20 protein-coding genes and 1 tRNA gene are annotated in these 25167 nt (G+C 65.6%); 14 read left to right on the forward strand and 7 right to left on the reverse strand.

Annotation, left to right across the window (positions count from 1 at the left end; genetic code table 11):
- Positions 1-87: 87 nt before the first annotated feature.
- Entirely contained in the window at positions 88-1599 is a 1512-nt protein-coding gene (gene guaB, locus AU252_RS17425) for an IMP dehydrogenase (RefSeq protein WP_058931799.1), read from the forward strand.
- Between the two features lie 85 nt (positions 1600-1684).
- The gene (locus AU252_RS17430) at positions 1685-3544 is read left to right on the forward strand and encodes an ABC transporter ATP-binding protein (RefSeq protein ID WP_058931800.1); all 1860 of its coding nucleotides are present in this window, start codon (positions 1685-1687) and stop codon (positions 3542-3544) included.
- A 94-nt stretch (positions 3545-3638) separates the two neighbouring features.
- Here AU252_RS17430 and AU252_RS17435 read toward each other — a convergent pair whose 3' ends face one another.
- Positions 3639-5654: a S8 family peptidase gene (locus AU252_RS17435; protein WP_240484218.1), complete on the reverse strand. Its 2016-nt coding sequence runs from the start codon at positions 5652-5654 to the stop codon at positions 3639-3641.
- 125 nt (positions 5655-5779) lie between these two features.
- On the opposite strand from AU252_RS17435, the gene AU252_RS17440 reads away from it, so the two are divergent.
- The 7 genes from AU252_RS17440 (at position 5780) to AU252_RS17470 (ending at position 16713) form a co-directional block, all read left to right on the forward strand.
- Positions 5780-6916 carry a GuaB3 family IMP dehydrogenase-related protein gene (locus tag AU252_RS17440; RefSeq protein WP_058931802.1) on the forward strand — a complete coding sequence of 379 codons (1137 nt, stop codon included), beginning with the start codon at positions 5780-5782 and terminating at the stop codon, positions 6914-6916.
- Positions 6917-7042: 126 nt separating this feature from the next.
- The gene (locus AU252_RS17445) at positions 7043-8782 is read left to right on the forward strand and encodes a glycerol-3-phosphate dehydrogenase/oxidase (protein WP_058933028.1); all 1740 of its coding nucleotides are present in this window, start codon (positions 7043-7045) and stop codon (positions 8780-8782) included.
- A gap of 45 nt (positions 8783-8827) precedes the next feature.
- The gene (locus AU252_RS17450) at positions 8828-9316 is read left to right on the forward strand and encodes a PTS sugar transporter subunit IIA (RefSeq protein ID WP_058931803.1); all 489 of its coding nucleotides are present in this window, start codon (positions 8828-8830) and stop codon (positions 9314-9316) included.
- A 120-nt stretch (positions 9317-9436) separates the two neighbouring features.
- A complete protein-coding gene (locus AU252_RS17455) occupies positions 9437-10288 on the forward strand; it encodes an SURF1 family protein (RefSeq protein WP_058931804.1) in 852 nt (283 codons plus the stop codon).
- A complete protein-coding gene (locus tag AU252_RS17460) occupies positions 10285-10785 on the forward strand; it encodes a DUF3817 domain-containing protein (protein WP_056344136.1) in 501 nt (166 codons plus the stop codon). Before AU252_RS17455 ends, AU252_RS17460 begins: the two co-directional genes overlap by 4 nt.
- A 102-nt stretch (positions 10786-10887) precedes the next feature.
- Entirely contained in the window at positions 10888-12477 is a 1590-nt protein-coding gene (gene guaA, locus AU252_RS17465) for a glutamine-hydrolyzing GMP synthase (protein ID WP_056344133.1), read from the forward strand.
- A gap of 129 nt (positions 12478-12606) precedes the next feature.
- A complete protein-coding gene (locus tag AU252_RS17470; RefSeq protein ID WP_058931805.1) occupies positions 12607-16713 on the forward strand; it encodes an AAA family ATPase in 4107 nt (1368 codons plus the stop codon).
- 19 nt (positions 16714-16732) lie between these two features.
- Here the strand turns inward: AU252_RS17470 and cpaB are convergent, their stop codons facing one another.
- From cpaB to AU252_RS17485, 3 genes are all read right to left on the reverse strand, one after another.
- Positions 16733-17479, reverse strand: a complete 747-nt coding sequence (gene cpaB / locus AU252_RS17475; RefSeq protein ID WP_058931806.1) for a Flp pilus assembly protein CpaB — start codon at positions 17477-17479, stop codon at positions 16733-16735.
- 99 nt (positions 17480-17578) lie between these two features.
- Complete coding sequence (locus AU252_RS17480; RefSeq protein WP_058931807.1) at positions 17579-17842, reverse strand: FmdB family zinc ribbon protein; 264 nt, start codon at positions 17840-17842, stop codon at positions 17579-17581.
- Between the two features lie 115 nt (positions 17843-17957).
- Positions 17958-18578: a 5-formyltetrahydrofolate cyclo-ligase gene (locus AU252_RS17485; protein WP_058931808.1), complete on the reverse strand. Its 621-nt coding sequence runs from the start codon at positions 18576-18578 to the stop codon at positions 17958-17960.
- A gap of 107 nt (positions 18579-18685) precedes the next feature.
- Between AU252_RS17485 and galU the strand changes: the two genes are divergently transcribed.
- The 5 genes from galU to AU252_RS17510 all read left to right on the forward strand — a co-directional run bounded on the left by galU (position 18686) and on the right by AU252_RS17510 (position 23147).
- Positions 18686-19591: a UTP--glucose-1-phosphate uridylyltransferase GalU gene (galU, locus tag AU252_RS17490; protein WP_058931809.1), complete on the forward strand. Its 906-nt coding sequence runs from the start codon at positions 18686-18688 to the stop codon at positions 19589-19591.
- A 5-nt stretch (positions 19592-19596) separates the two neighbouring features.
- Entirely contained in the window at positions 19597-20214 is a 618-nt protein-coding gene (locus tag AU252_RS17495; protein WP_058931810.1) for a GNAT family N-acetyltransferase, read from the forward strand.
- A gap of 147 nt (positions 20215-20361) precedes the next feature.
- Entirely contained in the window at positions 20362-21267 is a 906-nt protein-coding gene (locus tag AU252_RS17500; protein WP_058931811.1) for a hypothetical protein, read from the forward strand.
- Between the two features lie 140 nt (positions 21268-21407).
- Positions 21408-21480, forward strand: a tRNA-Ala gene (locus tag AU252_RS17505).
- A gap of 71 nt (positions 21481-21551) precedes the next feature.
- On the forward strand, positions 21552-23147 hold the full coding sequence (locus AU252_RS17510) for an ABC-F family ATP-binding cassette domain-containing protein (protein ID WP_058931812.1): 1596 nt from the start codon (positions 21552-21554) through the stop codon (positions 23145-23147).
- 39 nt (positions 23148-23186) lie between these two features.
- On the opposite strand, the gene corA is transcribed toward AU252_RS17510, so the two are convergent.
- The 3 genes from corA to AU252_RS17525 are packed head-to-tail and all read right to left on the reverse strand — an operon-like array spanning position 23187 to position 25155.
- Positions 23187-24182, reverse strand: a complete 996-nt coding sequence (gene corA / locus AU252_RS17515) for a magnesium/cobalt transporter CorA (RefSeq protein ID WP_058931813.1) — start codon at positions 24180-24182, stop codon at positions 23187-23189.
- Position 24183: 1 nt separating this feature from the next.
- Complete coding sequence (locus tag AU252_RS17520; RefSeq protein WP_058931814.1) at positions 24184-24609, reverse strand: DUF1761 domain-containing protein; 426 nt, start codon at positions 24607-24609, stop codon at positions 24184-24186.
- A 9-nt stretch (positions 24610-24618) separates the two neighbouring features.
- A complete protein-coding gene (locus AU252_RS17525; protein ID WP_058931815.1) occupies positions 24619-25155 on the reverse strand; it encodes an Lrp/AsnC family transcriptional regulator in 537 nt (178 codons plus the stop codon).
- Between the last annotated feature and the right edge of the window lie 12 nt (positions 25156-25167).

Consider the following 25167-nt stretch of genomic DNA (forward strand, 5'->3'; position numbering starts at 1 on the left):
CCTGCACGGACCAGTCCCGTAATGACGGGCTGGTCATTAGCTGCAACCCCTACCCGTGAACCCGTAACCAAGGTAAGAGGCGCACTCATGACCCAGCCCGAGCACAATCCTTTCGGCTTTATCGGCCTGACCTACGACGACGTCCTGCTCCTTCCGGGCCACACGGACGTCATCCCGTCTGAGGCTGACACGTCTTCGCGGATTTCCAAGCGGATCACCGTTCACACACCGCTGCTGTCCGCCGCCATGGACACGGTCACCGAATCCCGGATGGCGATTGCCATGGCACGCCAGGGCGGCCTGGGCGTCATCCACCGCAACCTGTCCATCCAGGACCAGGCCGACCAGGTGGACCGCGTGAAGCGCAGCGAATCCGGGATGATCACCAACCCGTTGACTATCGGCCCTGAGGCAACGCTGGCGGAACTGGATGAGATCTGCTCGCAGTACCGGGTCTCCGGCCTCCCCGTGGTGGACGAGGGCATGCGGCTCCTCGGTATTGTCACCAACCGCGACACCCGCTTTGTGCCCGAAGCCGACTTCCCGCTGCGGCTGGTCAGCGACGTGATGACCAAGATGCCGCTGATCACCGGGCACGTAGGCATCAGCCGTGAGGAAGCCTCCCACAAGCTGGCCACGAACAAGATCGAAAAGCTCCCGCTCGTTGACGAGCAGGGCCGGCTCAAGGGCCTCATCACCACCAAGGACTTCACCAAGGCCGAGCAGTACCCGCTGGCCACCAAGGACGATGAGGGCCGGCTCCGCGTCGGTGCCGCCATCGGCTTCTTCGGTGACGGCTGGGAACGCGCCATGGCACTGGTCGACGCCGGAGTCGACGCCCTGTTCGTTGACACGGCCAACGGCCACTCCCAGGGTGTGCTGGACATGATCCGCCGCCTGAAGTCCGATCCCGTAGCAGCGCACGTGGACATCATCGGCGGCCAGGCTGCCACCCGAGAAGGCGCCCAGGCACTGATCGACGCCGGTGCCGACGGCATCAAGGTGGGCGTGGGCCCCGGCTCCATCTGCACCACCCGCGTGGTGGCCGGCGTGGGCGTCCCGCAGATCACCGCCATTTACGAGTCCGCCAAGGCAGCCATCCCGGCCGGCGTTCCGTTGATCGCCGACGGCGGCCTGCAGTACTCGGGCGACATCGGCAAGGCGCTGGTTGCCGGCGCCGACACCGTCATGCTGGGTTCCCTCCTGGCCGGTTGCGACGAGTCCCCGGGCGAGCTCATCTTCGTGAACGGCAAGCAGTTCAAGAGCTACCGCGGCATGGGCTCGCTGGGCGCCATGCAGTCCCGCGGCAAGAACACGTCCTACTCAAAGGACCGTTACTTCCAGGCAGATGTCTCCGGTGATGACAAGCTCATCCCCGAGGGCATCGAAGGCCGCGTCGCATACCGCGGCCCGCTCGCCTCGGTGGCGTACCAGCTGGTGGGCGGCCTTCGCCAGACCATGTTCTACACCGGTGCGCCCACCATCCCGGAGCTCAAGGTCCGCGGCAGGTTCGTCCGCATCACGCCGGCCGGCCTCAAGGAATCGCACCCGCACGACATCCAGATGACCGTTGAGGCCCCGAACTACGGTTCGCGCTAATCCCCGGCGCCTCCCTGGCCTTGCTTCGCTGCGGCCAGGGAACCCCAAGCGCCGTGGGCCCACCGGTGGGAACTAGGCTGGAGCCATGTCCCAACCACGCCATCCCGCCGAACTGAACCCAAAAAAGGACCCTCAGCGGCGGTTGGCGCTGCGGCCCTACGCCCGGGCCGTGGCGCAGGTGCTGCGGGTCAGCTTCCGGGCTTCGCCGGCCGCCGTCGTTATGAAAGTAGTCGGTTCGCTCATTTCGGCGACGCTGCCTTTGGTGACCACGTACTTCGCAGCGCTGACCACCACGGCGCTGGCGGCCGCCTACGCCGGTGATTCCGCAGCAGGCCAACAGGCCATTGTGTACGTCATCATCACGGCTGCCCTGGGGCTCCTCTGGGGCGGCTTCAGCAGCGTGGACCGCTACATCCAGCAGCTTATGAGCTTCAAGGTGGGCGCCATCGTGGGCGACCAGATGTACGAGCGCTTCCTGGCGCTGGAGTTCTGGCGCTATGACGATAAGCAAACCGTGGACCTCTACGACCGGGCCAAACGGTTTTCCGATTCCTATGCCCGCGTGCTGGACCGGATCGCGGCCATCTTCACCCAGTTGGTCTCCGTGATCCTGGCCGTGGGGGCCCTGCTGCTGGTCAGCTGGTGGATCGCCGTGATTGTCCTGGTGGCGATCGTGCCCAGCGTCTACCTGCAGTTCAAGCTCTCGCGCGAACAGATCGCCCACTGGAACACCCAGGTGGACTCCCGCCGGCAACGCCGGATGATCGAAACCAACCTGCTCCGCCCCCAGCACATCGCCGAAATGCGGCTCTACGGGATCGTGGGCTACCTGATGGACCTCCGCTCCCGGCTGCGCGATGCTGATGAGCGGCGCCGCCTGGACTTCCAGAAGCGCTACATCCCCAAGCAGCTCGCCGCCGACGCCCTGCAGTACGGCGCCGAGGTGATCTCCCTGATCTGGGTGGTGGGCCAGATCATCGCCCGCGCCCAGCCGGTGGGCCAGTTCCTCTACGTCCAGCAGATCGTCAGCCGCGCACTGTCCACAGCCAACAGCCTGGTGTCCTCCCTCAGCTCGATCGACGAGGATCTCGCCAACCTCAAGGACTACGAGCTGTTCATGGCAATGCCGGTGCATTCGGACCATTCACCGCCGCTGCTCCAGGCGCCCAAAACAGTGGAACTGCGGGACATCCGCTTCACCTACACGGGCGGCGACACCGAAGTGATCCGCGGCATCAGCATGACCATCCGCGAAGGCCAGCACATCGCCGTCGTAGGTGAGAACGGGGCGGGGAAGTCCACGCTGATCCGGATCCTCGCCGGCCTCTACCGGCCGGATTCCGGGCAGGTAATGCTCGACGGCGTCGACCTCGCCGCCGTTGACGTTAAGTCCTGGCACCGCCACCTGGCCGTCCTGAGCCAGGAATTCCTCAAGTACGAATTCGCCACAGCTGCCGACAACATCCGCTTTGGCGACGTGGACCCGCCCCGTGACGACGAACGGATCCGCCAGGCAGCCAGCGACGCCGAAGCGTTGGAGTTCATCAACAAGCTGCCCAACGGCCTGGACAACTACGTCAGCAACTGGATGGAGGATCCGCGCGGCCGGAAGGGGAGCGGGCTCTCCGGCGGCCAGTGGCAGCGGCTCGCGATGGCCCGGAATTTCTACCGCAACGCCACCTTCATGGTCATGGACGAGCCGACGTCCGCTATCGACGCACTGGCCGAACACCGGATCTTCACCCGGCTTTTCGCGGACCGCAGCAGCACCATCATTGCCATCAGCCACCGGCTTGCCACCATTGAGAAGGCCGACATTGTCTACATGCTCGAGGACGGGCGGATTGTGGAACAGGGCACCCACAAGGAACTGGTGGCGCTGCGGGGCCGCTACTTCAGGATGTTCGAATCCCAGCTGACGGTGGAGGAGGCCGAGGGCGTATGACGACGGCAGGGCGTAGGGTCACCCACTCCACGCAGGAACCGCCGGCCGCGCTGCAAGGCGTGGCCGGCGGTTCCTGATTCGTGCGGCCCCGAGGCTACGAGGTGGTCACCGCTGTGTCGTCGACGTAGAAGTACGTCCCCAGCGACGAGTCCTCAACACCCAGGAAGCGCAGCGTCACGCTCTTGCCCTTGTAGGCGGAGAGGTCCAGCGGCTTCTGCAGATAGCCGGCGGACTCGTTGAGATTGGAGTAAGTGGCCAGCGTGGTGGTCACACCGTTGCTGACCGCCTGAACCCTCAGGGTGTCATAGGCCGCGCTGGATGTGGTCTCGTCCGACTGCACTTTCAAGTAGAAGGACAGCGACGCGGTGGCCACCGTGGACGGGACTGCAAACGTTTGGTCGAGCATGTAGGACGTTGCCTGGCCCCAGCCGTTGAGGCCGGCGAAGCCGGAACCGGTCCTGGCATTCGTTCCGGTCTCGAACGTGTCGGCGTGGTCAGAGGTCCAGGAGGCTGCGCCCGATTCGAAGCCCGGGTTCAGCAGCAGGTTGCCGGACGGCGGGGGAGTGGCCCCGCCCAGCAGGCCCATGGTCTTGGTGGCGTCCGAGAGCCCTGTGCCGCAGCCCGTGGTGCAGCCGCCCGGCATTGCCCGGGTTCCCTGCTTGAGCGTGGACTCCACCTGGGCCGGGGTAAGCGTGGACGATTTGGACTTCATGAGTGCGGCCAGCCCGGCCACGTGCGGAGCTGCCATGGACGTTCCCTGGTAGCTGGCGTAGCCGGCGGAGCCCGGTGTGGAGGTACCGGTGTTGATAGTGGAGAGGATTCCGCCGCCTGCTACGCGGACGTCGCCGCCGGGTGCGGTCAGGTCAACCGTGGTGCCGTAGTTGGAGTAGTAGGAGAGGCTGCCGCTCGGGTTGCTGGCGGCCACGCTCACAACGCTGTTGCAGTTGGCCGGGCGGAATCCGGAAGCATTCTGGTTGCTGTTGCCGGCCGCCACCACCACGGTGGCTCCCCGCGAAACGGCGGAGTTGATGGCTGCCTGGTACGTGCTGCCGCAGGCACCGGACCCGCCCAGGCTCATGTTGATGACCGTGGCGGGATTGGCGTTGGCCGGGATGCCCGGGACGGTGCCGCCGGCTGACCAGATAATCGCATCGGCAATGTCGGACAGTGACCCGCCGCATTTGGCCAGGACGCGTACCGGCACCACTTTGGCGTTGGGTGCGACGCCCGCCACGCCGGTGGCATTGCCGGTCACGGCTGCAACGGTGCCGGCGACGTGCGTGCCGTGCCAAGAGCTGTTGCCGGCTGTCGACTGGCCGCACTCGCCGGCGGCGTACCAGTCGCCCTGGTCCTGCGCATTCGCGTCGCGTCCGTTGCCGTCACGCGCTGCGGTGGCGTCGGAGACGAAGTCGTAGCCCGGCAGCACATTCGCGTCGAGGTCCGGATGGGCCGTGATTCCGGTGTCGATCACGGCCACCGTCACGCCGGTGCCGGTGGCAACGTCCCAAGCCCCGGGGACCCGCATGCCGTTGGTGCCAGTGAAATCCCACTGCTCGCCATAGCGTGGGTCGTTGGGCGTGAGAGCCACCGTCATGCGGGCGTCAGGTTCCACGTAGTCGACCGATCCGGACGCCGCAATCTCGGCCATGAAGTCTTCGGCAGCCTGCCCGGACAGGGCCCTGTCCGCCTCGATCAGCGTTCCGCCGGTGGCCAGGGTGCGGAGTTCCTGGACCTTCACGCCCTGTGACTTGGCTGCTTTGCCCCAGGCATTGGCGCGGCCGTTCGGGGTGGCGTTCGCCGTGGTCTCCTTGAATTCGACGATGAACTTCGTGTAGGACTCTCCGGCGGCCACGTCGTGCACCGCAGTACCTTGGACAGCGGCCGGCCCGGCTGCCGTGCCGTCACCGTCTTCGGGGGTGGCGAAAACCGGCGAACTGGCGAAGGCCAGGGTGCCGACTGCTGCGGCGAGCGACAGGGCCAGGATGCGGTGGCGCCTGATTGATGAACGTCCCATAGGGGCTTCTTTCTCGGAACGGGCACAGGTGTGGCCCGTATGAAGGGGAGTGAGGGTGGTCACGTGGTGGATCAGGTGGTAACCGAGAGTAAACATAAAGGTATTTTCAAAACTTGTAAATGGTTGACAAAACATGTCAATAAAGTGTGGACTATCAGTTTCAGGATGAACCCAAGAGGAGGCGCCCCACCGCATCCCGCGTGGTCAAGTAAAGTGGTCACGTGACTTACGAGATCGAGATTGGCCGTGGCAAGCGTGGGCGTCGTGCCTACTCCCTGGATGACATTGCGATTGTCCCTAACCGTCGTACCCGCGACCCCAAGGACGTGTCGGTCTCCTGGCAGATCGATGCCTACAAGTTCGACATGCCCGTGATTGCAGCCCCGATGGATTCGGCCATGTCCCCGGAGACGGCCATCGCCTTGGGCCGGCTGGGCGGGCTCGGCGTGCTGGACCTTGAGGGCCTCTGGACCCGCTACGAGGACCCGCAGCCCATCCTTGACGAGATCGGCGCCCTCCAGGATGAGGTCAACAGCCCCGCCGTGACCGGCCGTATGCAGGAGCTGTACCGCGCTCCCATCCAGCCGGAACTGATCACGTCCCGCCTGGCGGAGATCCGCGCCGCCGGCGTGACGGTGGCCGGCTCGCTGACCCCGCAGCGCACCCAGGAACACTACAAGACCGTGGTGGCTGCCGGCGTCGACATCTTTGTGATCCGCGGGACCACCGTGTCAGCCGAGCACGTCTCGAAAGACCACGAACCCCTGAACCTCAAGCAGTTCATCTACGAACTGGACGTCCCCGTGATTGTGGGCGGCGCGGCCGGCTACACGCCCGCCCTGCACCTGATGCGCACCGGAGCCGCCGGCGTCCTGGTCGGCTTCGGCGGCGGAGCCACCGCCACCACGCGGCGCGCCCTGGGGATCCACTCGCCCATGGCCTCCGCCATCTCCGACGTCGCGGCCGCCCGCCGTGACTACATGGATGAATCCGGCGGACGGTACGTCCATGTAATTGCCGACGGCGGCATGGGCACCTCGGGTGACATCGTCAAGGCAATTGCCATGGGCGCCGACGCCGTGATGCTGGGCAGCGCCCTCGCCCGGGCCGAAGAGGCACCCGGCAAGGGCTGGCACTGGGGCCAGGAGGCCCACCACCTCGAACTGCCCCGCGGAGACCGCGCCAACGTCGGCACCGTCGGACCGCTCGAAGAGGTGCTCTTCGGGCCCGGCCACCACACCAACGGCACATCCAACCTGATCGGTGCACTCCGCCGTTCGATGGCGACCACCGGCTATTCGGACCTGAAGGAATTCCAGCGCGTCGACGTCGTAGTTTCTCCGTACTCGGGCAACTGACAGTCTCTTACGGACAGGGGCCGGCGGCCCCTGACGGATGCCTCCCGCTGAACCCGCCCTGCCCAACTGTGCGGCAAGGAAGTAGTGTGGTTTTACTACCGGCAGCAGCGGCAAGGGAGGCGTTCAGTGAACACTGTTCCAAACGAAGGCGGGGTCCTTGGTCCCGCGGCCAGGGAAGCATCGATTGCCAGGCTCAGGGCCACCTCGGAACCCGGCAACGAACTGGACATCCTGATCGTCGGCGGCGGCATCGTGGGCGCCGGCGCGGCGCTGGATGCCGTGACCCGCGGCCTCAGTGTGGGGATCGTGGAGGCCAGCGACTGGGCGGCCGGCACGTCGTCACGGTCATCCAAGCTGATCCACGGCGGCCTGCGCTACCTGGAGATGCTGGATTTTGGGCTGGTTAAGGAAGCGCTGCACGAACGTGGCCTGATTCTTTCGGTCCTGGCCCCGCACCTGGCCCGGCCTGTGCCGTTCCTGTATCCGCTGACCAAACCGTTTCTGGAGCGGCCCTATGTGGGCGCCGGGATCGCCCTCTACGACGCCATGTCCATTACCGGCGGGCACAGCCGCGGCGTTCCGTTCCACAAACACCTCACCAGGCGGGGCACCCTCAGGGCCGCCCCCAGCCTGAAAAAAGACGCCTTTGTGGGCTCCATCCGCTATTACGACGGCCAAGTGGATGACGCCAAGTACGTGGCAAACCTCGTCCGCACGGGAGTGCACTACGGCGCGCATGCGGTGAACCAGATGGCGGTGGTGGATTTCCTGCGTGAAGGCGAGCGCGTGGTGGGTGCCAAAGTGGTCAATCACGAAGACGGTTCGCAATTCAAGATCAAAGCCAAACAGGTCATCAACGCCACCGGGGTGTGGACCGATGAAACCCAGGCCATGGTCACCGACCGCGGGCAGCTGAAGGTCCGGGCGTCCAAGGGCATCCACCTCGTTGTGCCCCGCGACCGGTTCCAGTCCACGGTGGGGCTGATCCTCCGCACCGAAAAGTCCGTGCTGTTCGTCATTCCGTGGGGCCGGCACTGGATCATCGGCACCACGGATACTGACTGGAACCTCGACAAGGCCCACCCGGCGGCCTCCAGCAAGGACATCGACTACATCCTCGAGCACGTCAACCGGGTCCTGAAACGCCCGCTGACCAGGGAGGACGTTGAAGGCGTCTACGCCGGACTGCGCCCGCTCCTGGCAGGGGAGAACGATTCCACGGCGAAACTGTCCCGTGAACACATCGTGGCCCACCCCGTACCGGGCCTGGTAGTGGTGGCAGGCGGCAAATGGACCACCTACCGGGTTATGGCCAAGGACGCCGTGGACGAGGCCACCCGCACCATGGATGAGCGGGTCCCGGCGAGCTGCACCGAAACCATCCCGCTGCTGGGCGCCAGTGGCTTCAAGGCGGCCTGGAACCGCCGGAGCCGGACCGCTGAAGAGTCCGGCGTGCACGTGGCCCGGGTAGAGCACCTGCTCAACCGTTACGGGTCCATGACTCCGGAGGTGCTGGACATCATCGCCCGGAATCCTGAATTGGCGGAGCCGTTGCCCGGTGCTGACGACTACCTGCAGGCCGAAGCCGTCTACGCCGCAACCCACGAGGGTGCCCGGCATGTCCATGACGTGCTGACCCGGCGGACCCGTATCTCCATCGAGGCCTGGGACCGTGGCGTGTCGGCGGTGCCGGTTGTCGCTAAACTGATGGGCGAAGTCCTTGGCTGGAGCGATGTTCAGCGTGAAAGCGAAATAAAGCACTACATAGCACGCGTTGAAGCTGAACGGCTGAGCCAGCAGCAGCCGGATGACGAATCCGCCGACGCCGCACGGCTGGGTGTGGAGGACATCGTCCCGTTGCGCTGAGGCGGCACCGCACACCAGCAATTCTCCTGACTGAAGGGACACGCCTTGGCGGAACCACTTGACCGGTACGATGCCGATCTCACCACCTCCGAATTGGTGATTCTGGAGTTGGAGGCAACGGACAAGTCGGACGCCGCGGCGCAACTGGCCGAACGCCTCTTCGCCTCCGGGCGGGTCACGGACCTGCCGCGGTTCCTGGAACACGTCAACGCCCGCGAACACCAGCTCGCCACCGGCCTGCCGGGCGGGATCGGCCTCCCGCACGCCCGCAGCGAATTCGTCTCGCGGACCTCCATCGCCGTGGGAATCACCAAGTACGGCCACTCGCTGGACTTCGGTGCCGCGGATGGTCCGGCCACCGTCATCCTGCTGATCGCCACCCCTGCAAGCTCGTTCTCCGATCACCTGGAAGTGCTGGCCACGCTGGCCCGCTCCTTGTCCAAGGAGTCCTTCAGGGAGTCGCTGCGGCGGGCCTACGATGCCGAAGTCATCGCCGAGCTCATCAACTCCAGCCTGGTGTTCTTCGACCATTGAGTGGGGCAGGCCCTATCGTGTCGACTCCGTCGCCACGTAGGGACCCTGCTGCCCCACTCCAAGGCCGGGACGCACCTGGTCGTTTAGTTGTTCTACAGAAGAACGAAGTACGGTTAACACGTGTGGAAAACAGCCCTTAAGCCCCGATGGATCGCAGGCCTGGTCTTCGCGATCGTCGTCTCCGGGGTGTTTGTCCTGCTCAGCCAGTGGCAGTTCGGGCGGTCCACGCAGCCCGAAGCTGCGGTGAATCCCGCCACCGAAGAGGTCAGGGTCCTGACGGAAACGCTTGAGCCCGGCGCCTTTTTCCCCGGTACGGTGTCGGACCAGATGGTCTCCGCCGACGGAACCTACGACCCCGCCAAACAGGTCCTGGTGCCAGGCCGCCTGAAGAATGGCGAGAACGGCTACTGGGTGGTTTCCGCCTTCGCCGTGACCGGAGCGCCCGCGGTCACCGGCGTCGCTGCTTCACCCGAGACCTGGATTCCAGTAGCCCGCGGCTGGGTGGCGGATCCCGACGACGCCGGCGCACCGCCGTCGGGCGTGGTGAACCTGACCGGACGGCTGCTGCCGTCAGAATCGCCGCTGCCGTCCACCGCTCCGGAACCCGGACGCGCCTCCGCCGTGTCTGTTGCCGAACTCATCAACTACTGGGACGTCAGCATGTACCCGGGATTCGTGGCCGCAGCTTCCGAACTGGCGGCCGGGTCCGACATGTCCGCCGCGGCGGTTGACGGTGCCCTGAAACCCCTGGAAATCGGCCCCCAGCCGCCCGCGCAGCAGGTCAACTGGCTCAATCTCTTCTACTCGCTCGAATGGGTGGTGTTCGCCGGCTTCGCCCTGTTTATCTGGTGGCGCCTGGTCAAGGACGACTACCGGCGGGACCTCGAAGAGGAACACGACGACGATCCTCACCATGATGCACTGCCCACCCCAGCAACTTCTGAACAGCTCCAACAAAAGGTAAAGCCATGATCGAACCGAAACCGGCCGTCCAGCAGGATTCTGCGCAGGGCAAGGGCAAGAAGCGCCGCTTCGGCGGTACCGAGCGGCAGATCCGTTCCGCCCTGAAGTTCTATAAGGTGCTGGCGTACCTCACAGGCGCCATGCTGCTGCTGCTCTGCGCCGAACTCATCGCACGTTACGCCTTTGGCCAGTACCTGTTTGCCGGTGGCACCAACGCCGTCACGGGCCAACCGTTCGGTTTGGGTTTCGCCGACGCCGAGCCCAAGGGCGTGGTGGGCGGCGCGAACATCTCCGTCGCCGTGCTGATCGTCCACGGCTGGATGTACGTGGTGTACCTGATCTCCAACTTCCGTCTCTGGACGCTGATGCGGTGGCCGTTCATGAAGCTCATCCTCCTGGCACTCGGCGGCGTGGTGCCGTTCCTGTCCTTCGTGGTGGAGAAGAAGTTGCACGCCGAGGTGGAAGCCGAACTTGCCGCGAACCCGCAGGCCGCACAGCGGTACTGAGGAAGCGCAAGCGGGAGCGGCAACGGGACTGGGAGAGTCTGCTCCGTCACAGCGGGGCACGCGAAGGTGCGGCAGGGCGACGCCGCAAAGTAGGCTAGTGCGGTGACTACTCCCACTGCATCCCAGACTTCCCAGAAGCCGGTGCTGGTTGTTGACTACGGTGCCCAGTACGCGCAGCTGATTGCCCGCCGCGTCCGGGAAGCGAATGTGTATTCGGAAGTGGTTCCGCATACCTTCACCACCGAGCAGCTCCTGGCCAAGGACCCCGCCGCCATCATCCTTTCCGGTGGCCCCTCCAGCGTTTACGCGGACGGGGCGCCCGCCGTCGGCGCCGACCTCTTTGAGGCCGGAATCCCGGTCTTCGGCATCTGCTACGGCTTCCAGGCCATGGCCAACGCCCTGGGCGGGAAGGTCGACAAGACCGGCCTGCGCGAGTACGGCTCCACCCAGACCACCATCCTCGGCGAGGGCCGCTCCGTCCTCGAGGGGATGCCGCAGCACCAGAACACCTGGATGAGCCACGGCGACTCCGTGCACGAGGCACCCGAAGGCTTCGAAGTGCTGGCGACGACGGCCGGCGCTGAAGTGGCTGCCTTCGCAAACGAAGAGAAGGCCCTCTACGGCGTGCAGTGGCACCCCGAGGTCAAGCACTCGGCCTATGGCCAGCAGGTGCTGGAAAACTTCCTGTTCAAGGGCGCAAAGCTGGAGCCCAACTGGACCACGGGGAACATCCTCGAGGAGCAGGTGGACCGGATCCGTAAGCAGATCGGCGACGCCCGCGTTATCTGCGGGCTCTCCGGCGGCGTTGACTCCGCCGTTGCAGCGGCGCTCGTCCAGCGGGCCGTCGGCGACCAGCTGACCTGTGTGTTCGTGGACCACGGCCTGCTGCGCGAAGGCGAAGCCGAGCAGGTGGAACGCGATTTCGTGGCCGCCACCGGCGTCAAGCTGTATGTAGCCAACGAGCAGGAGCGTTTCCTGTCCGCCCTGGCCGGCGTCAGCGATCCGGAAACCAAGCGCAAGATCATCGGCCGCGAGTTCATCCGCGCGTTCGAAGAGGCTGAGCTGGCCATCATCGCCGAGGCCGCGGCCCATGGCGAGAAGATCAAGTTCCTGGTCCAGGGCACGCTGTACCCGGACGTCGTCGAATCCGGCGGCGGCGAAGGTGCTGCCAACATCAAAAGCCACCACAATGTCGGTGGCCTTCCCGAGGACCTGCAGTTCGAACTGGTGGAACCGCTCCGGGCACTGTTCAAGGACGAAGTCCGCGCCGTGGGCGCCCAGCTGGGCCTGCCGCAGGAAATCGTCGGCCGCCAGCCGTTCCCCGGCCCCGGCCTGGGAATCCGCATCGTCGGCGACATCACGCAGGAGCGCCTGGACCTGCTCCGCAAGGCGGACGCCATCGCGCGTGCCGAGCTGACCGCGGCCGGGCTGGACAACGAGGTGTGGCAGATGCCTGTGGTCCTGCTGGCCGACGTCCGCAGTGTGGGCGTCATGGGTGACGGCCGCACCTACGGCCACCCGATTGTGCTCCGCCCCGTTTCGTCCGAAGACGCCATGACGGCGGACTGGTCCCGCCTGCCGTACGATCTCCTGGCTCGGATTTCGAACCGGATCACCAACGAGGTGGAAGGCGTCAACCGGGTGGTGCTGGACGTGACCAGCAAGCCACCGGGAACCATCGAGTGGGAATAACAGTGTGAGTGGCCGGTCTCCGTCAGCGGAGGCCGGCCATTGCTGTCATCCGTTGAAATCCGCCGCAATTTGGCCTGATCCAGTGTTGCGGTCTCTCATCCCGGCTCCTTTGCGGCTACGCTCGAAAGTATGCCGGTATGGTCCAGGGCGTCACGTGCAAACGCAGAAAAGAAGGCAGTAGTGTCAGTTGGTCAAGGCCACGCGGAGGGTTCTGAGGAGCTCGGAAAATGGCTGTCCGGGCTTAAACCCGTCACCGGGGCAGACACCATGCTGCGTTTCACCAAGACCCCCGAAGGGTCCATTGACCTGACCCATGCGCACCCGTCAGGTCTGGCCCAGCTCATGGCCGGCCGCCGCACACGGTTGTCCACACTCATCCGCGACCACCAGCAGTACGTCGTCGCGGCCCGGGCATCGCGGAACATCCGCTCGAAAATCTTCGAACTCGGTAATGACCGTGGCATAGATGCCGGTTACCTATCCGCAGGCACCGTTGTGTGGACCTCCGCCGTTGGCGGCAAACCCCAGCGGGTTTCCGCGCCGGTGATGCTCACCGCAATCTCGCTCACGGTCCGCCCGGGTGAGGACGACTACGAACTGCAGCTCACCGAGCAGGCCAACATCAACCCGGCCCTGGTCCGGCACCTGAAGACCATCCATGGCATTGTTTTTGACGTCAACGCCGTGACGCGCCTCGCGTACAGCACCGCACGCTTCGATCCCCAGCCTGTCCTGGATAGGCTCGCAACCCTCATCCGGCCCATCCATGGCGCCGAAGCCCAGCACAATTTGCTGGTGTCTACTTTTGCGGACCTCTCCGGCAACCTGGACGACCCCTGGATCAATGAGGGCAACCCTCTGGTGGCCGCCCTGGCCAAGGCGGCCAGCGGTGAAGTCATTGATGTACCCGCGCCGGACCCCTCCCGCTTCCCGAGCGTGGACGCGCGACACCCGGACGACGAACTCCTCCTCCTCGACGCCGATCCGGACCAGCAGTACGTCATTGATGCCGCCCGCGCAGGAGACTCGCTGGTGGTCAGCAGCCCGCCGGGCACGGGACAGACCCAGACGGCCATCAACACCATCGGTGCACTGGTCGACGCTGGGCGGTCAGTCCTGGTGGTGGGTGACCGCCGGGCCAGCCTTAATGAAGTATCGGCACAACTGGAATCGCTTGGCCTTGAATCCATCCTGTTCCAGCTCTCCGGCACAGCCACACCGCAGCAGCTCAAGGCCCAGCTGGTGCGGGCCATCGTACGGAACGAAAAGTCACTCGAACCGCAGCTGGGGAACCTCCACCGGACCCTCACCGAGCACCGGCACGCCCTGATGGACCACGTGGCGTCCCTGCATAACGTGCGCCAGCGCTGGGGCTGCTCGCCGTATCAGGCCATGCAGTCACTGGCCGAGCTGACCTCCATCCACCCCGCCCCCGCCACCACCGTGCGGCTCAAGCGCAGTGTGCTGGACAGCATCCGCGACCGCAACGAGCTCGCCGGCAGGCTTCGCCGCGCTGCGGAGCTTGGCAGCTTCAGCCGCGCCTCCACTACCAGCCCGTGGCACGGCGCCCGGCTGCTCACCCGCAAGGAGACCGAGGAGGCCCAGGAACTGGCCCGGTCAGTGGCCAGGAACCTGCCTGTCCTGCGCGACCGGATGAACAGCGTGGCCGAACATGCCGAAATCCGGCTTGGCACGTCCTTCTCGGAGTGGGGGGAGCAGCTCGAACTCCTCATGGCTGTCCGCGAAAGCCTCGACAAGTTCACACCGGACATCTTCGACAGGCCGGTCAACGATCTCATCTCCGCCACGGCGTCCTCCGCCTGGCGCCGGGAGCGGAACGTCGACATGGCCTCCATGCAGCGTTCCCGCCTGCGCCGCGTCGCGAAGGAGTACGTCCGTCCGGGCGTCCACATCACCGATCTCCACAGCTCGCTGGTGCTGGTGCAGGACCAGCGTGCCCTCTGGTCCGGCTACGCCACCTCGCAGCGCCATCCGGCCGTCCCCTCGGGCCTTGCCGAAATGAACGTGATGTACCGGTCCCTGGACCGGGAGCTGACCCAGTTGGGGGAAGCCCTCCGGCACACGCAGGCCGGCGGTTCGCTGGCCACGGCCCGCTATGAGGAACTCATGGAGCGGCTGGAGCGGCTCGTGGCCGACACCCACACGCTGAAAACGCTGCCCGAGCGCACGCTGCTCGTGGAAAACATGCGCGAGCACGGCCTGGGGGAGCTCCTCGCCGATCTTGCGGAGCGGGAGGTTCCCGCAGAGTCCGTCGCAGCCGAGCTTGAGCTGGCCTGGTGGCAGTCCGCGCTGGAAGCGATGATCAGCGGCGACGATTACCTGGCCATGTCTGACGGGGACGCACTCCGGCAGCTTGAGGCCGAATACCGGCTCGCGGACAACGCCCATATTGCCAGCGGCGCGGCGCGCCTGCGCTGGGACCTGTCCGAACGGTGGCGGGCCGCGCTTGCGGAACACCCGCGCCAGGCCCAACTCCTCAGGAGCCTGCTCAAGGACGGCCGGGTTACCCTCGCCGCGCTGACGGCCCAGGCCGCCGAGCTGGTCCCCATGCTGGTGCCGGTCTGGTCAGTCAGCCCGTACCTCATGACCGGGCTCCTGCCGGCCGAACAGCGCTTCGACACCGTGGTCATCCTGGACGCCGAAGCGACGTCGCTGCAGGCCGTCCTGCCCGCCATCGCACGCGCCCGGCAGGTCATCGCTTTCGGTGATGCCAAGATTGCCAGCCCCCGGACGTTCACCGTGGGTGTTGAGCGGCTGGCCGCCGGTGAAGCGGCCCACCAGCGCGTCGAAAGCGCGTTCTCGGCGTTGTCTGCCATCCTGCCTGTCTGGCGGATGAATTTTGTCTACCGCGCGGTTGACGAGGACCTGGTCCTGCAGCTGAGCAAGAACTCTTACGACGGCGCCCTCCGCCGGCTCCCCGAGGGACAGTCCGCCACGGGCTTGGACAGGGCGCTCCTGGTGGAGTACCTTCCCGACGGCACCGGACTGCCCAGTGCCGACCACGAAGGCGTCGAATCCGTAGTGGCCGAGGTTAACCGGGTGGTGCAGCTGGTCTTTGAGCACGCCCGGACACGGCCGCGCACCTCGCTGGCAGTGGTCACCGCCAGCCTTCGCCATGCTGCCCGGATCGGTGAGTCCATTCGTCTTCAGCTGCCGAACCACCCGGGCCTGGCCAGCTTCTTCAGCGCAGGATCCGAGTCGTTCCGGGTGGTTGACCTTGAGCGGGCGCAGGGCCTGGTCCGTGACCATGTGATTTTTTCACCCGGTTTTGGCCGCACTCCGCACGGCCGGGCTTTGCACAACTTCGGACCCCTGTCCGCTGAGGGCGGGCGGGAAAAATTCGCTTTGGCGATGACGCGTGCACGGCGTTCACTCCACGTCCTGACGTGTTTCCAGCCCGAAGACCTCGATCACACGCGGCTGTCCTACGGCGCGGTGGACTTCTACGAGCTCCTCAACCGTGAGATTGCGGGAAAGACGGATCTCGGAACTCCGGCCTCGCGTGCCGCCGCCAGTGAGCAGGCGCTTGGGGCCGATCCCCTCGTCGCCGATCTTGGTGACCGGCTGCGTGCCCGGGGCGCCCGCGTCTGGCACCAGTACGACGGCGTGATTGACGTGGTGGCCGCAGCAGACCCGCTTAGCACCATGGGTCAGGACGACGCCGAGATTCCGCGGCCGGTGGCCATCGAATCGGATGGCACGGAGCAGTACCGCACCATGAGTGTCCGTGAGCGGAGCCGGCTCCGTCCGCAGCTGCTGGAACGGATGGGCTGGCGGTACATGCCGCTGTGGACCATCGAAGTCTTCACGGACCCGTCCGCGTGTGCGGACCGGATCGCGGGTTACCTGGGCCTTGAGAATATTCTGCCCCCCGGCCGGGGCACGGCCACGGGTGGATTCTTTGACGAGGACGTGGACCCGCTCGCGCTGGGGAACGAAGGAAACGACAGGAACGACGACCAGGCCGGACGCCTGGCCAGTGAGGAGGCGGTTGTTGTGACCCCACGGAACGCCGATCAGGCAGATACGCACGGTAACGACCACGCGGATGACGCACGAAACGGGAACGCGGCTGTGCCGGAGCGCCAGCTGCCAGAGACCGCGGGCGTCCTGCCCAGCAAGGCCGCGGAGGATGATCCGAAGCGCTGGGGCGATGGCCCCGACAACGATCACGACGCTTGGCTGAAGGAAAACAAGCCGCCGCACTGGAGCTGACCACCAGGCTCTGACGGCGTCATCCGGCACCGCCCTCGGGTCCCACCAGGACGAAAAACAGCTTGCCCTGCGTGGAGGCCCCGGCCAGTCGGGCAGCCTGCTCCGGGGCTGCCGCCACGACGATCAGCCCGTCGGTCTCGCCCGTGCCCAGCCACTGACCCGACTTGCCGCCCTGTCCCGACGTCCACAGGACGGGAACGGAGGAAGCCAGCACTTCTGAGGGGGATTGCTGGTCGAAGCCGTTCGCCCCGGTCAGGACCACGTTGACCAGTTGCCCGGGCGATACCAGCTGGATGGAGGAGGGATCGGCCATCCTCAAGGGCACGGCTGCGGAGCCCGGTGGCGTGCCGGTCAGGAGGCCGGGACCCAGCAGCAGGGAGTCCGTTACCAGTTGGCCCTTCCGAAGAGGGGCGGCCAGTTGTTTGCCCGCGGCTTCACTGGTGTGGGACATGGATCCGGCGGTCAGCATCCCCGGCGGGATCTTCGTTGCCGTCAGGTCCGTGGCTGTCAAGGCCGTTCCCGCGGGGAGATCCCGCGCCGCGGCCAACACCGAGACGGTGTCGGCGGGCGGGGGAGTGAGCTGATGGACCGTGATCCCGGCAGCAAGGCAAAGCAGGAGCGCTATCGCAAGGCGCCGGTTCCGGCCCAGCCAGGACAACAGCCTGTGGCCGCGCGCGCCCCGAGGGCGTGCTGACGGGAGCGGGCGGCGGGCCGGGCGTCCCGGCGGGGCGGATCCGCGGCCGGAACGAAAGAGGGTAGCGGGCATACGGACCACGCTACGTACCGGCAACCACGTCCGACAGAAGCGAAGGTGCCTATGTGGACAACCGTGCCGCCGGCGTCGTACGTCTTTTTGGACCGGAGGTCAGCTGGCGGCAGCGGCGGTGGCAGGTGCCGGCGCCGGTGCGGCCGCGGGGGCGGCAGGGGCAGCCGAAACAGTGCTTCCCTTGGCATCCCGGGAGTCGGTCCGGTAGAAACCGGAGCCCTTGAAGACCACACCCACGCTGTTGAACTTCTTGCGCAAGGCGCCCTGGCACTCCGGGCATGCAGTCAGGGTGCTGTCGGTAAACGACTGGAAAACGTCGAAGGCGTGGCCGCAATCCTTGCAGGCGTAGGCATAAGTGGGCACTGGTGATCCTCCTCGGGGGCAAACGAGAGGTCCTGTACTGCGTTGAGCGGAAACCGTCCATTAGCAGTCGAAGGGCCTGAGTGCCAATTCTATCACCCCGGAAAGTAGCCCTGCCTCAGGCCGGGTCCGGCAGCCGGATCAAACCTGAGGGCGTGAGCGCAGCCGGAACCCTCCGGTCAAAGTCTTCGGCGGGGATGCTTCCGGCCGGGAGCAGTTCGGAATCGAAGACGATGGCCGCAAGCGGGATCTCCGGGCCGTCTTCGGCGAGGGAACCCAGCAGGATGTCGTAGTAGCCGCCGCCCTGGCCTATGCGGTTGCCGTCCTTGTCCACCGCCGTGGCGGGGATGAAGAGGGCGGCAACGGACGCCATGATGCCGAGGTCAAGGCGCGGTCCGGCTGGTTCCAGCACCGGCGCATAGCGGCTGCGGACAAACTCGACGCCCGGAGTCCAGTACGTCCAGCTCAGCCGGCGGCCGGGCTCGCAGACAGGGAGCAGGATGGTGTGGCCATGCCGGTGGAGTTCGCTGATCAGGGGCAGCGTGGGCGGCTCTGGGACCACGCCCAGGTAGGCGCAAAAGGTCGACGGCGTCCCACCGGTCAGTTGTTCGGCCCATGCGGCGCCGTGGACGGCCAGGGCGGCACCGGCCGCGTCGCGCTGGGTGGCGTCCGTCGCGGCGCGGCGCGCACGATGGCGTGCGCGGATGTCCGCCTTGGCTTCGCTACTTCCTTGGGACATGCCGTTCCTTCTCTGCCGTTAGGGTGGCCGTTGCAGCGTCTGCGCCGCATTGGCTCAGGAGCCACCAATAATTACTGAATGGTCAGCCCCTCCGTTAGATTAGTCCAGTGACTACCACTCAGCAGACAGTACGCAAGGCCGTTATTCCCGCTGCCGGACTCGGCACCAGGTTCCTGCCGGCCACAAAAGCCATGCCCAAGGAAATGCTCCCAGTGGTGGACAAGCCGGCCATCCAGTACGTGGTTGAAGAGGCTGTCAATGTTGGCCTTAACGACATCCTGATGATCACGGGACGCAACAAGCGTGCCCTGGAGGACCACTTCGACAGGGTTCCTTCGTTGGAGGACACCCTGGAAGCCAAGGGCGACCTGGCGAAGCTTGAGTCCATCCAGGCAGCCAGCAACCTCGGTGACATCCACTACGTCCGCCAGGGTGACCCCAACGGCCTGGGCCACGCAGTACTGCGTGCAAAGCAGCACGTCGGCAACGAACCGTTTGCAGTCCTCCTGGGCGACGACCTGATCGATGCGCGGGACGAACTCCTCAGCACCATGATCGAAGTCCAGTCCAAGACCGGCGGATCGGTGGTGGCCCTCATCGAGGTGGAGCCCTCCCAGATCAGTGCCTACGGATGTGCCGATGTGCAGGAGATCGACGGTGAAGGCTACGTCAGGATCAACAAGCTCGTCGAAAAGCCCAGCGTGGACGAGGCGCCCTCAAACCTGGCCGTCATTGGCCGCTACGTCCTCCACCCCGCAGTTTTTGACGTACTCGAGCACACCGGCCCCGGCCGGGGCGGGGAAATCCAGCTGACCGACGCCCTGCAGGAACTGGCAGCCGGCGAAGGTGACGGCTACGGAGTTTACGGCGTGGTCTTCCGCGGCCGCCGCTACGACACCGGTGACAAGCTCAGCTACCTCAAGGCCTGCGTCCAGCTCGCCATTGACAGCGACGACCTCGGCCCCGGCCTGCGGGAGTGGCTGCCGGGCTTCACGGCCGGCCTCGCTAAATAGCTGCCGTGCGCCCCGGACCCATCTGGCCCGTAACACTCGAATGCGGCGACCTGATCCTGCGCCCCATCCGGTACCGGGACAAGAAGGAATGGACCCAGGTCCGGGGGCGCAACAGCGAGTGGCTGGCGCCCTGGGAAGCATCCAATCCGGCACCTGGCGGTGCCCTGCCTGACTACCGGCAGATGGTGCGGTCCTTGAAAATCCAGGCCGCCCAGGGGACGGCCCTGCCGTTCCTGATCACTGAGCGCACGCCCAGGTTGGCGGCCCCGGTCATCGTTGGCCAGCTGACTGTGTCCTCGATTGTGTGGGGCTCGGCCATGATGGCGACACTGGGATACTGGGTTGACCAGGCCCGCGCCGGTCACGGCATCGCACCCACGGCGGTGGCCATGGCCACTGACCATTGTTTCCAGGCCCTGGGCCTGCACCGGATGGAGATCAACATCCGGCCCGAGAATGGCCCCAGCCTGCGCGTGGTTGAGAAGCTGGGATTCCGCGACGAAGGTTACCGTCCACGCTTCCTTCACATCAACGGCGAGTGGGCGGACCACCGGTCCTTCGCGCTGACCGCTGACGAGGTCCCGGAAGGGCTGCTCGCCCCGTGGCTCGCGTCCCGGCCCTGACCCGCCGGACCCGAACCGGCCATGGTACTTCCAAGGTCATAAATCCAATGAATTGCCACGTTGCCGGCGACACACCGTGGCTAATGCGGGGGCGGCTGCCCTAATGCTCATACGGTTTTGATTGTGGACTTCCCCCTAAGCAGCTCAGTGATCCTTGTGGTTGCCGTTGTGCTCTGGATCGTATGGGTTGCGCCCTACGTTCTGCGGAACCGCCGGCACCAGGCCCAGGCCGCTGGCGACTTCCTGACGGAAGTACCAGCCATTGAATCATCGGACCCGAGAGCCGGGACGGTACTGAACATCGCCGCCCAGCAGGAGAAAGCCATGGAGATCAGGAAGAGCCCCGAAACCGCCACGGAAACGTCCGGCAACGCGACGACGCGCGGCGCGTTCCGGATCCGCTATGGCAGGACAGGGATCGCACTCGTTGGTGTCCTGGCGTTGCTGACCGCGTTTGTTTCGGGTGTTCTTCTGCCGTTCGGAATCGGAAGCGCCCTGCTGCCGGTCACCGGCCTTGCCGCCACCGTCGCAGCTGTGGCCCTGCTCCGCTTCCTGGCTGTGCGGGACCGCAAAGCGAAGGTGAACGCCGCGTTCCGCTCAGCGATGAGCGCTCCCGTGCGGCGTCAGGGATCTGCCGCCGCGGACACCGCGGCGCGTCCCGCCGCCCGGCCGGAAAGCCGTCTCTTTGACGCAGAGGCCCACCAGCCCAAGCCGAAGCCTAAGCCCCTTACCGCGATGGAGCTCCGGGAAGCCGCACTGGCTGTTGCGGTAGCCGCCGGAGATGCCAGCGCCGCCGCCGCTTCGCTGGAGCCGGCCGTCACAACCTGGGAACCGGTGGACGTGCCAAAGCCGGTGTACGTTGAGGCCGCCAAGGCCGAGCGCCCGGCGCCCCAGCCGCTTGACCTTCCCGAGGCGCCGAAAGCCGTCGGTAAGCCGTCCCTGAAGCAGGGCGTTCCCGCAGCCACGCCCGGCGCGCCCGCCGCCAAGCCCCTCACCAAGGCGCAGAGCGCCCTGAGCAACCTCGACGACGTCCTGCAGCGCCGCCGCGCCTGATACCTCACCGGGTCCGCCCGAAGCAGACCCAGCCCCGGTCGTCAGTGCGGGCGCGGAGTGTCAATTCGCAATGCGGGACGAAAATTTGTAGCCTAAGGTCACCGGTACCGCCGTTCCTTCCCGGGGACGCGGACTATTCCGGGGCTATAGCTCAGTTGGTAGAGCGCTTCGTTCGCATCGAAGAGGTCAGGAGTTCGAATCTCCTTAGCTCCACACATCATCTGTCTGGCCAGAACCGTGTTTCCCAGGCCCGCAGCTAGCTAGCACTGGATTGGACACCATCAATGAGTTTGATCCGGCTGAACGACGTCAACGTGAGCTTTGACAAAACCCAGGTTCTCCGCGAAGCCTTTTTCAAGCTTGAAGCAGGGGACAGGGTCGGCCTGATCGGCAAGAACGGTTCGGGCAAGTCCACCATCCTGAAGCTGATCCAGGGCCAGGTGGCTCCCGATTCCGGGACCGTCGCCGTCGAGCTCGGAACCAAGGCTGCATACTTCTCGCAGTTCTCGGAGCTGAACGGCGAATCCACCATCGCGGAGGTCCTGGACGGGCTGTTCGCCCATGTGAAAGAGATCGAAGCCGAGCTCGCAGGCATCGACGCGGCCATCGCCGCCGACTCCTCAGACGCAGCACGGCTGGATGAACTGATCCACCGCCAGTCCGAACTCTTTGAGGCGATGGACCGGCTGGATGGCTGGGACTATCAGCGCAGCATCGACAAAGTACTCACCACCCTCGGCTTCAGCGACCACCACCGCACGTGCGCCATCGATGAGCTCTCCGGCGGCTGGCGGAACCGGGCAGCGCTGGCAAAGATCCTGCTGGAAGCCCCGGATGTCCTCCTGCTTGATGAACCCACCAACTACCTTGACGTGGCGGGCGTCGAATGGCTGGAAGGCTGGTTCCGGACCTTCAAAGGCGCTGCGATCATCGTCTCGCACGACCGGAAGTTCCTGGACTCCGTTGTCACCCGGATCATCGAAGTGGAGAACTTCCACCTCCACGAATACCCGGGAAACTTCGCCGAATACGTGGTGGCGAAGCAGTTCAAGCTCAAGAGCCTGGAGAGCCAGTTCGTTCACGAGTCCGAGCTGCTGGCCTTCGAGGCCGAAGGCATCTCCGACCGGCGGGAAGCGGCCAAGGCGGCCGGCAAGGGACTGGCAAACCAGCTGGCCAGGATCAAGAAGTCCCGGGCGCCCCGGCCCGTGGACCAGATCATCACGGAGATATACGGCGGCCTGTACGTCAAGGATGTCCTGTGCCGGGTGGAATCCCTGAGCAAGGCCTACGGCGGCAGGACGCTGTTCAGCGGCCTCAGTTTCGAGATCGGGCGCGGCAACCGCATCGCCGTCATCGGATCCAACGGCAGCGGGAAGACGACGCTGCTCCGGGCGCTCACCGGCGAAGAGCCGGCCGATTCAGGCAGCGTGGCCTGGGCCAAGGGCGCCGGAATGGTCTCCTACAACCAGGTGCTGGAGGAACTGGACGACGACGACACGGTCACCCATGCGGTCAACGCGATGCCTGAGAGCCTGGCCCTGACGGCGACGAAGAAGTCAGTGAACAGGTTCCTGGCCATGTTCCAGTTCTCCGAAGCTGATCTGAAGCAGAAGATCGGCAACCTCTCAGGCGGCCAGCGTGCCCGCGTGGCCATGGCCCAATGCCTGCTCTCGGGTGCTTCGGTCCTGCTGCTGGATGAGCCCACCAACCACTTGGACCTCTCCAGCACCCAGGTTATGGAGCGTGCCCTGCTGCATTTCCCGGGGGCAGTGGTGGTGGTCAGCCACGACCGATTCTTCACCGACAAGATTGCCAACCGCCGGCTGGTGTTCGGCGCCGCGAACTCAGGCCACGGGAGTGTGGAACTCCACGTCGCCTGAGGCTCCGGGGAGCCTGAGGGCGACGCACCGCCTCCAGCCCTACAGCCAGCCTTTCCTCTTGAAAATGGCGTACATCAGGCCTGCGGTGCCGGCCATCAGCGCGATGGCCATCGGGTAGCCAATGACCCAGTGGAGTTCGGGCATGTGGTCGAAGTTCATTCCGTAGACCCCTGCTACGAAGGAAGGCGCAAAGAAGATCGCCGCCCAGGAGGAGATCTTCTTCACCTGTTCGTTCTGTTTGGCGCTGGCCTCATTCTGCCGGTTGGCGGTCAGCGTTCCGTCCAGCGTGAGGGCGTTCTGCAACAGATCACGGAATGAATCCGCGCGCGAGATGACCCGCTCCACATGGTCCTCGACGTCCCGCAGGCTGTGCTGCAGTTCAGAGTCCACGCCGTACTTTTCAAAGCCACGCTTGAGCTGCTGCATCATGTCCGGCAGGGGATGGATGGCGCGCTGGAACTGGATGACTTCCCGGGCCAGTTCATAGATGCGGCGGGAGACGGTGTTGTCACCGCTGAAGAGCTGGTCCTCGATCTCGTCAATGTCGTTTTCCAGCCCGGCCACTACCGGTGCGTAGTCGTCCACCACCAGGTCCAGCAGCGCGTAGAGAACGGCTTCCGGGCCGTGCCGGAGCAGGTCGGGTCGGCCTTCCAGGCGCCGCCTGACGCGGGCAACGCCGGCCATTTCGGCGTGGCGGATGGTGACCACGAAGTTCCGGCCCGTGAAGATGTGCAGCTCGCCGAATTCCACGGTCTCGGTGGCATCCAGGTACCGCGCGGGGCGCAGCACAGTAAAGAGGTTGTCCTCGTAGCGTTCAAGCTTGGGCCGCTGGTGCGCCGAAATGGCGTCCTCCACGGCCAGGGCATGAAGCCCGAATTCGGTGGCCACGGCACTCATTTCCGCCGCCGTGGGCCGGTACAGCCCGATCCAGGCCATGCCCCCATGATGGGCGAGGGTCTCGAAGGTCTGTTCCAGGCTCTCCGGCTCCGCGCTGCGGACGCCGTCCACGTAGACGGCGTTGTCGATGATGGTCACGTCAGGACAGAGCCCCGATGATTGCGCCGGCTAGCGTCATGGCGAGCAGGTCGTGGCCGGAATCGATCAGGGTCACAGCCGTCGGGCGGCCTGCAAATCCGTTATGGATGACATGTCCGCCAGCGCGGAACACCAGCGCGAGCACCAGGGCGAACCCGCCGCCCGCCGCGGCGTTGTCCAGGCCCAGTTTGCTGATCAGGACGGCCAGCAGGACGGCGGTCAGGGCAGCGGCGACCATCATGGGAACCCAGATTCCCGCGCCGCCGCTGATGTTCTTGAGGTCCTCTTCAGTCTTTCCGATGGCGGCCATCCACCGCTTACCCAGCACGGCCGGCATGTACCAGACGAAGCCGATGGCCATGCTCGAAATGAAGGCCAGCGCCACGGCGAACCAGTTGATCTGTGAAATATGCGAAAGCCAATCCATGCTCGAATCCTAACTGCCTTCGGCGGGCCCGCCGCCGCGCCCGGACAATTGCTTGGGCCGTGTTGGCGTACCGGGCACGGCCTGTGCGAGGCGCCTGATCAGGGGTTCGGTCCGGTAAGGAATATGGGTGTGGAGAGCCAGGACAGTTTCGGTCCGGATGACGCCCTTGATGCGGAGGATCTGGCGAAGGGCGGACTGCAGGTTGTGCGTATCGGTGGCCACCACACGGCACCACACGTCGCCTCGCCCCGAGATCTCATGGACCTCCAGGACCTGGGGGAGCAGCCGGAGGGCGCCCACAACTCCGTCCAGTTCCCGGTGCGTCACTTCGATCGTGACGAAGGCGACGACGTCGTACCCCACGGCCTCGAGGTCGATCTCGCGGCCGCCGTCGTGCAGCACTCCGGCCCGGAGCAGGCGCCGGACCCGCGTCTGCGCTGTGTTGCGCGCAATCCCCAGCGCCTCGGCTAACTCGCCGATCTGGATGCGGGGATCGTGGATGAGTTCCAGGAGGATCTTCAGGTCAGTGGGATCAAGGGTAGGCAAACTGTCACTTTC

It is taken from the genome of Pseudarthrobacter sulfonivorans (assembly GCF_001484605.1).
In the GTDB taxonomy this organism is placed as follows: Bacteria; Actinomycetota; Actinomycetes; order Actinomycetales; family Micrococcaceae; genus Arthrobacter; species Arthrobacter sulfonivorans_A.

Excerpts from the sequence above, each read along its gene's own strand:
- guaB (WP_058931799.1), top strand. The coding sequence starts at position 88 with ATGACCCAGCCCGAGCACAATCCTTTCGGCTTTATCGGCCTGACCTAC.
- AU252_RS17430 (WP_058931800.1), top strand. The coding sequence starts at position 1,685 with ATGTCCCAACCACGCCATCCCGCCGAACTGAACCCAAAAAAGGACCCT.
- AU252_RS17435 (WP_240484218.1), bottom strand. The coding sequence starts at position 5,654 with ATGTTTACTCTCGGTTACCACCTGATCCACCACGTGACCACCCTCACT.
- AU252_RS17460 (WP_056344136.1), top strand. The coding sequence starts at position 10,285 with ATGATCGAACCGAAACCGGCCGTCCAGCAGGATTCTGCGCAGGGCAAG.
- AU252_RS17470 (WP_058931805.1), top strand. The coding sequence starts at position 12,607 with ATGCCGGTATGGTCCAGGGCGTCACGTGCAAACGCAGAAAAGAAGGCA.
- cpaB (WP_058931806.1), bottom strand. The coding sequence starts at position 17,479 with ATGCCCGCTACCCTCTTTCGTTCCGGCCGCGGATCCGCCCCGCCGGGA.
- AU252_RS17485 (WP_058931808.1), bottom strand. The coding sequence starts at position 18,578 with ATGTCCCAAGGAAGTAGCGAAGCCAAGGCGGACATCCGCGCACGCCAT.
- AU252_RS17510 (WP_058931812.1), top strand. The coding sequence starts at position 21,552 with ATGAGTTTGATCCGGCTGAACGACGTCAACGTGAGCTTTGACAAAACC.
- AU252_RS17520 (WP_058931814.1), bottom strand. The coding sequence starts at position 24,609 with ATGGATTGGCTTTCGCATATTTCACAGATCAACTGGTTCGCCGTGGCG.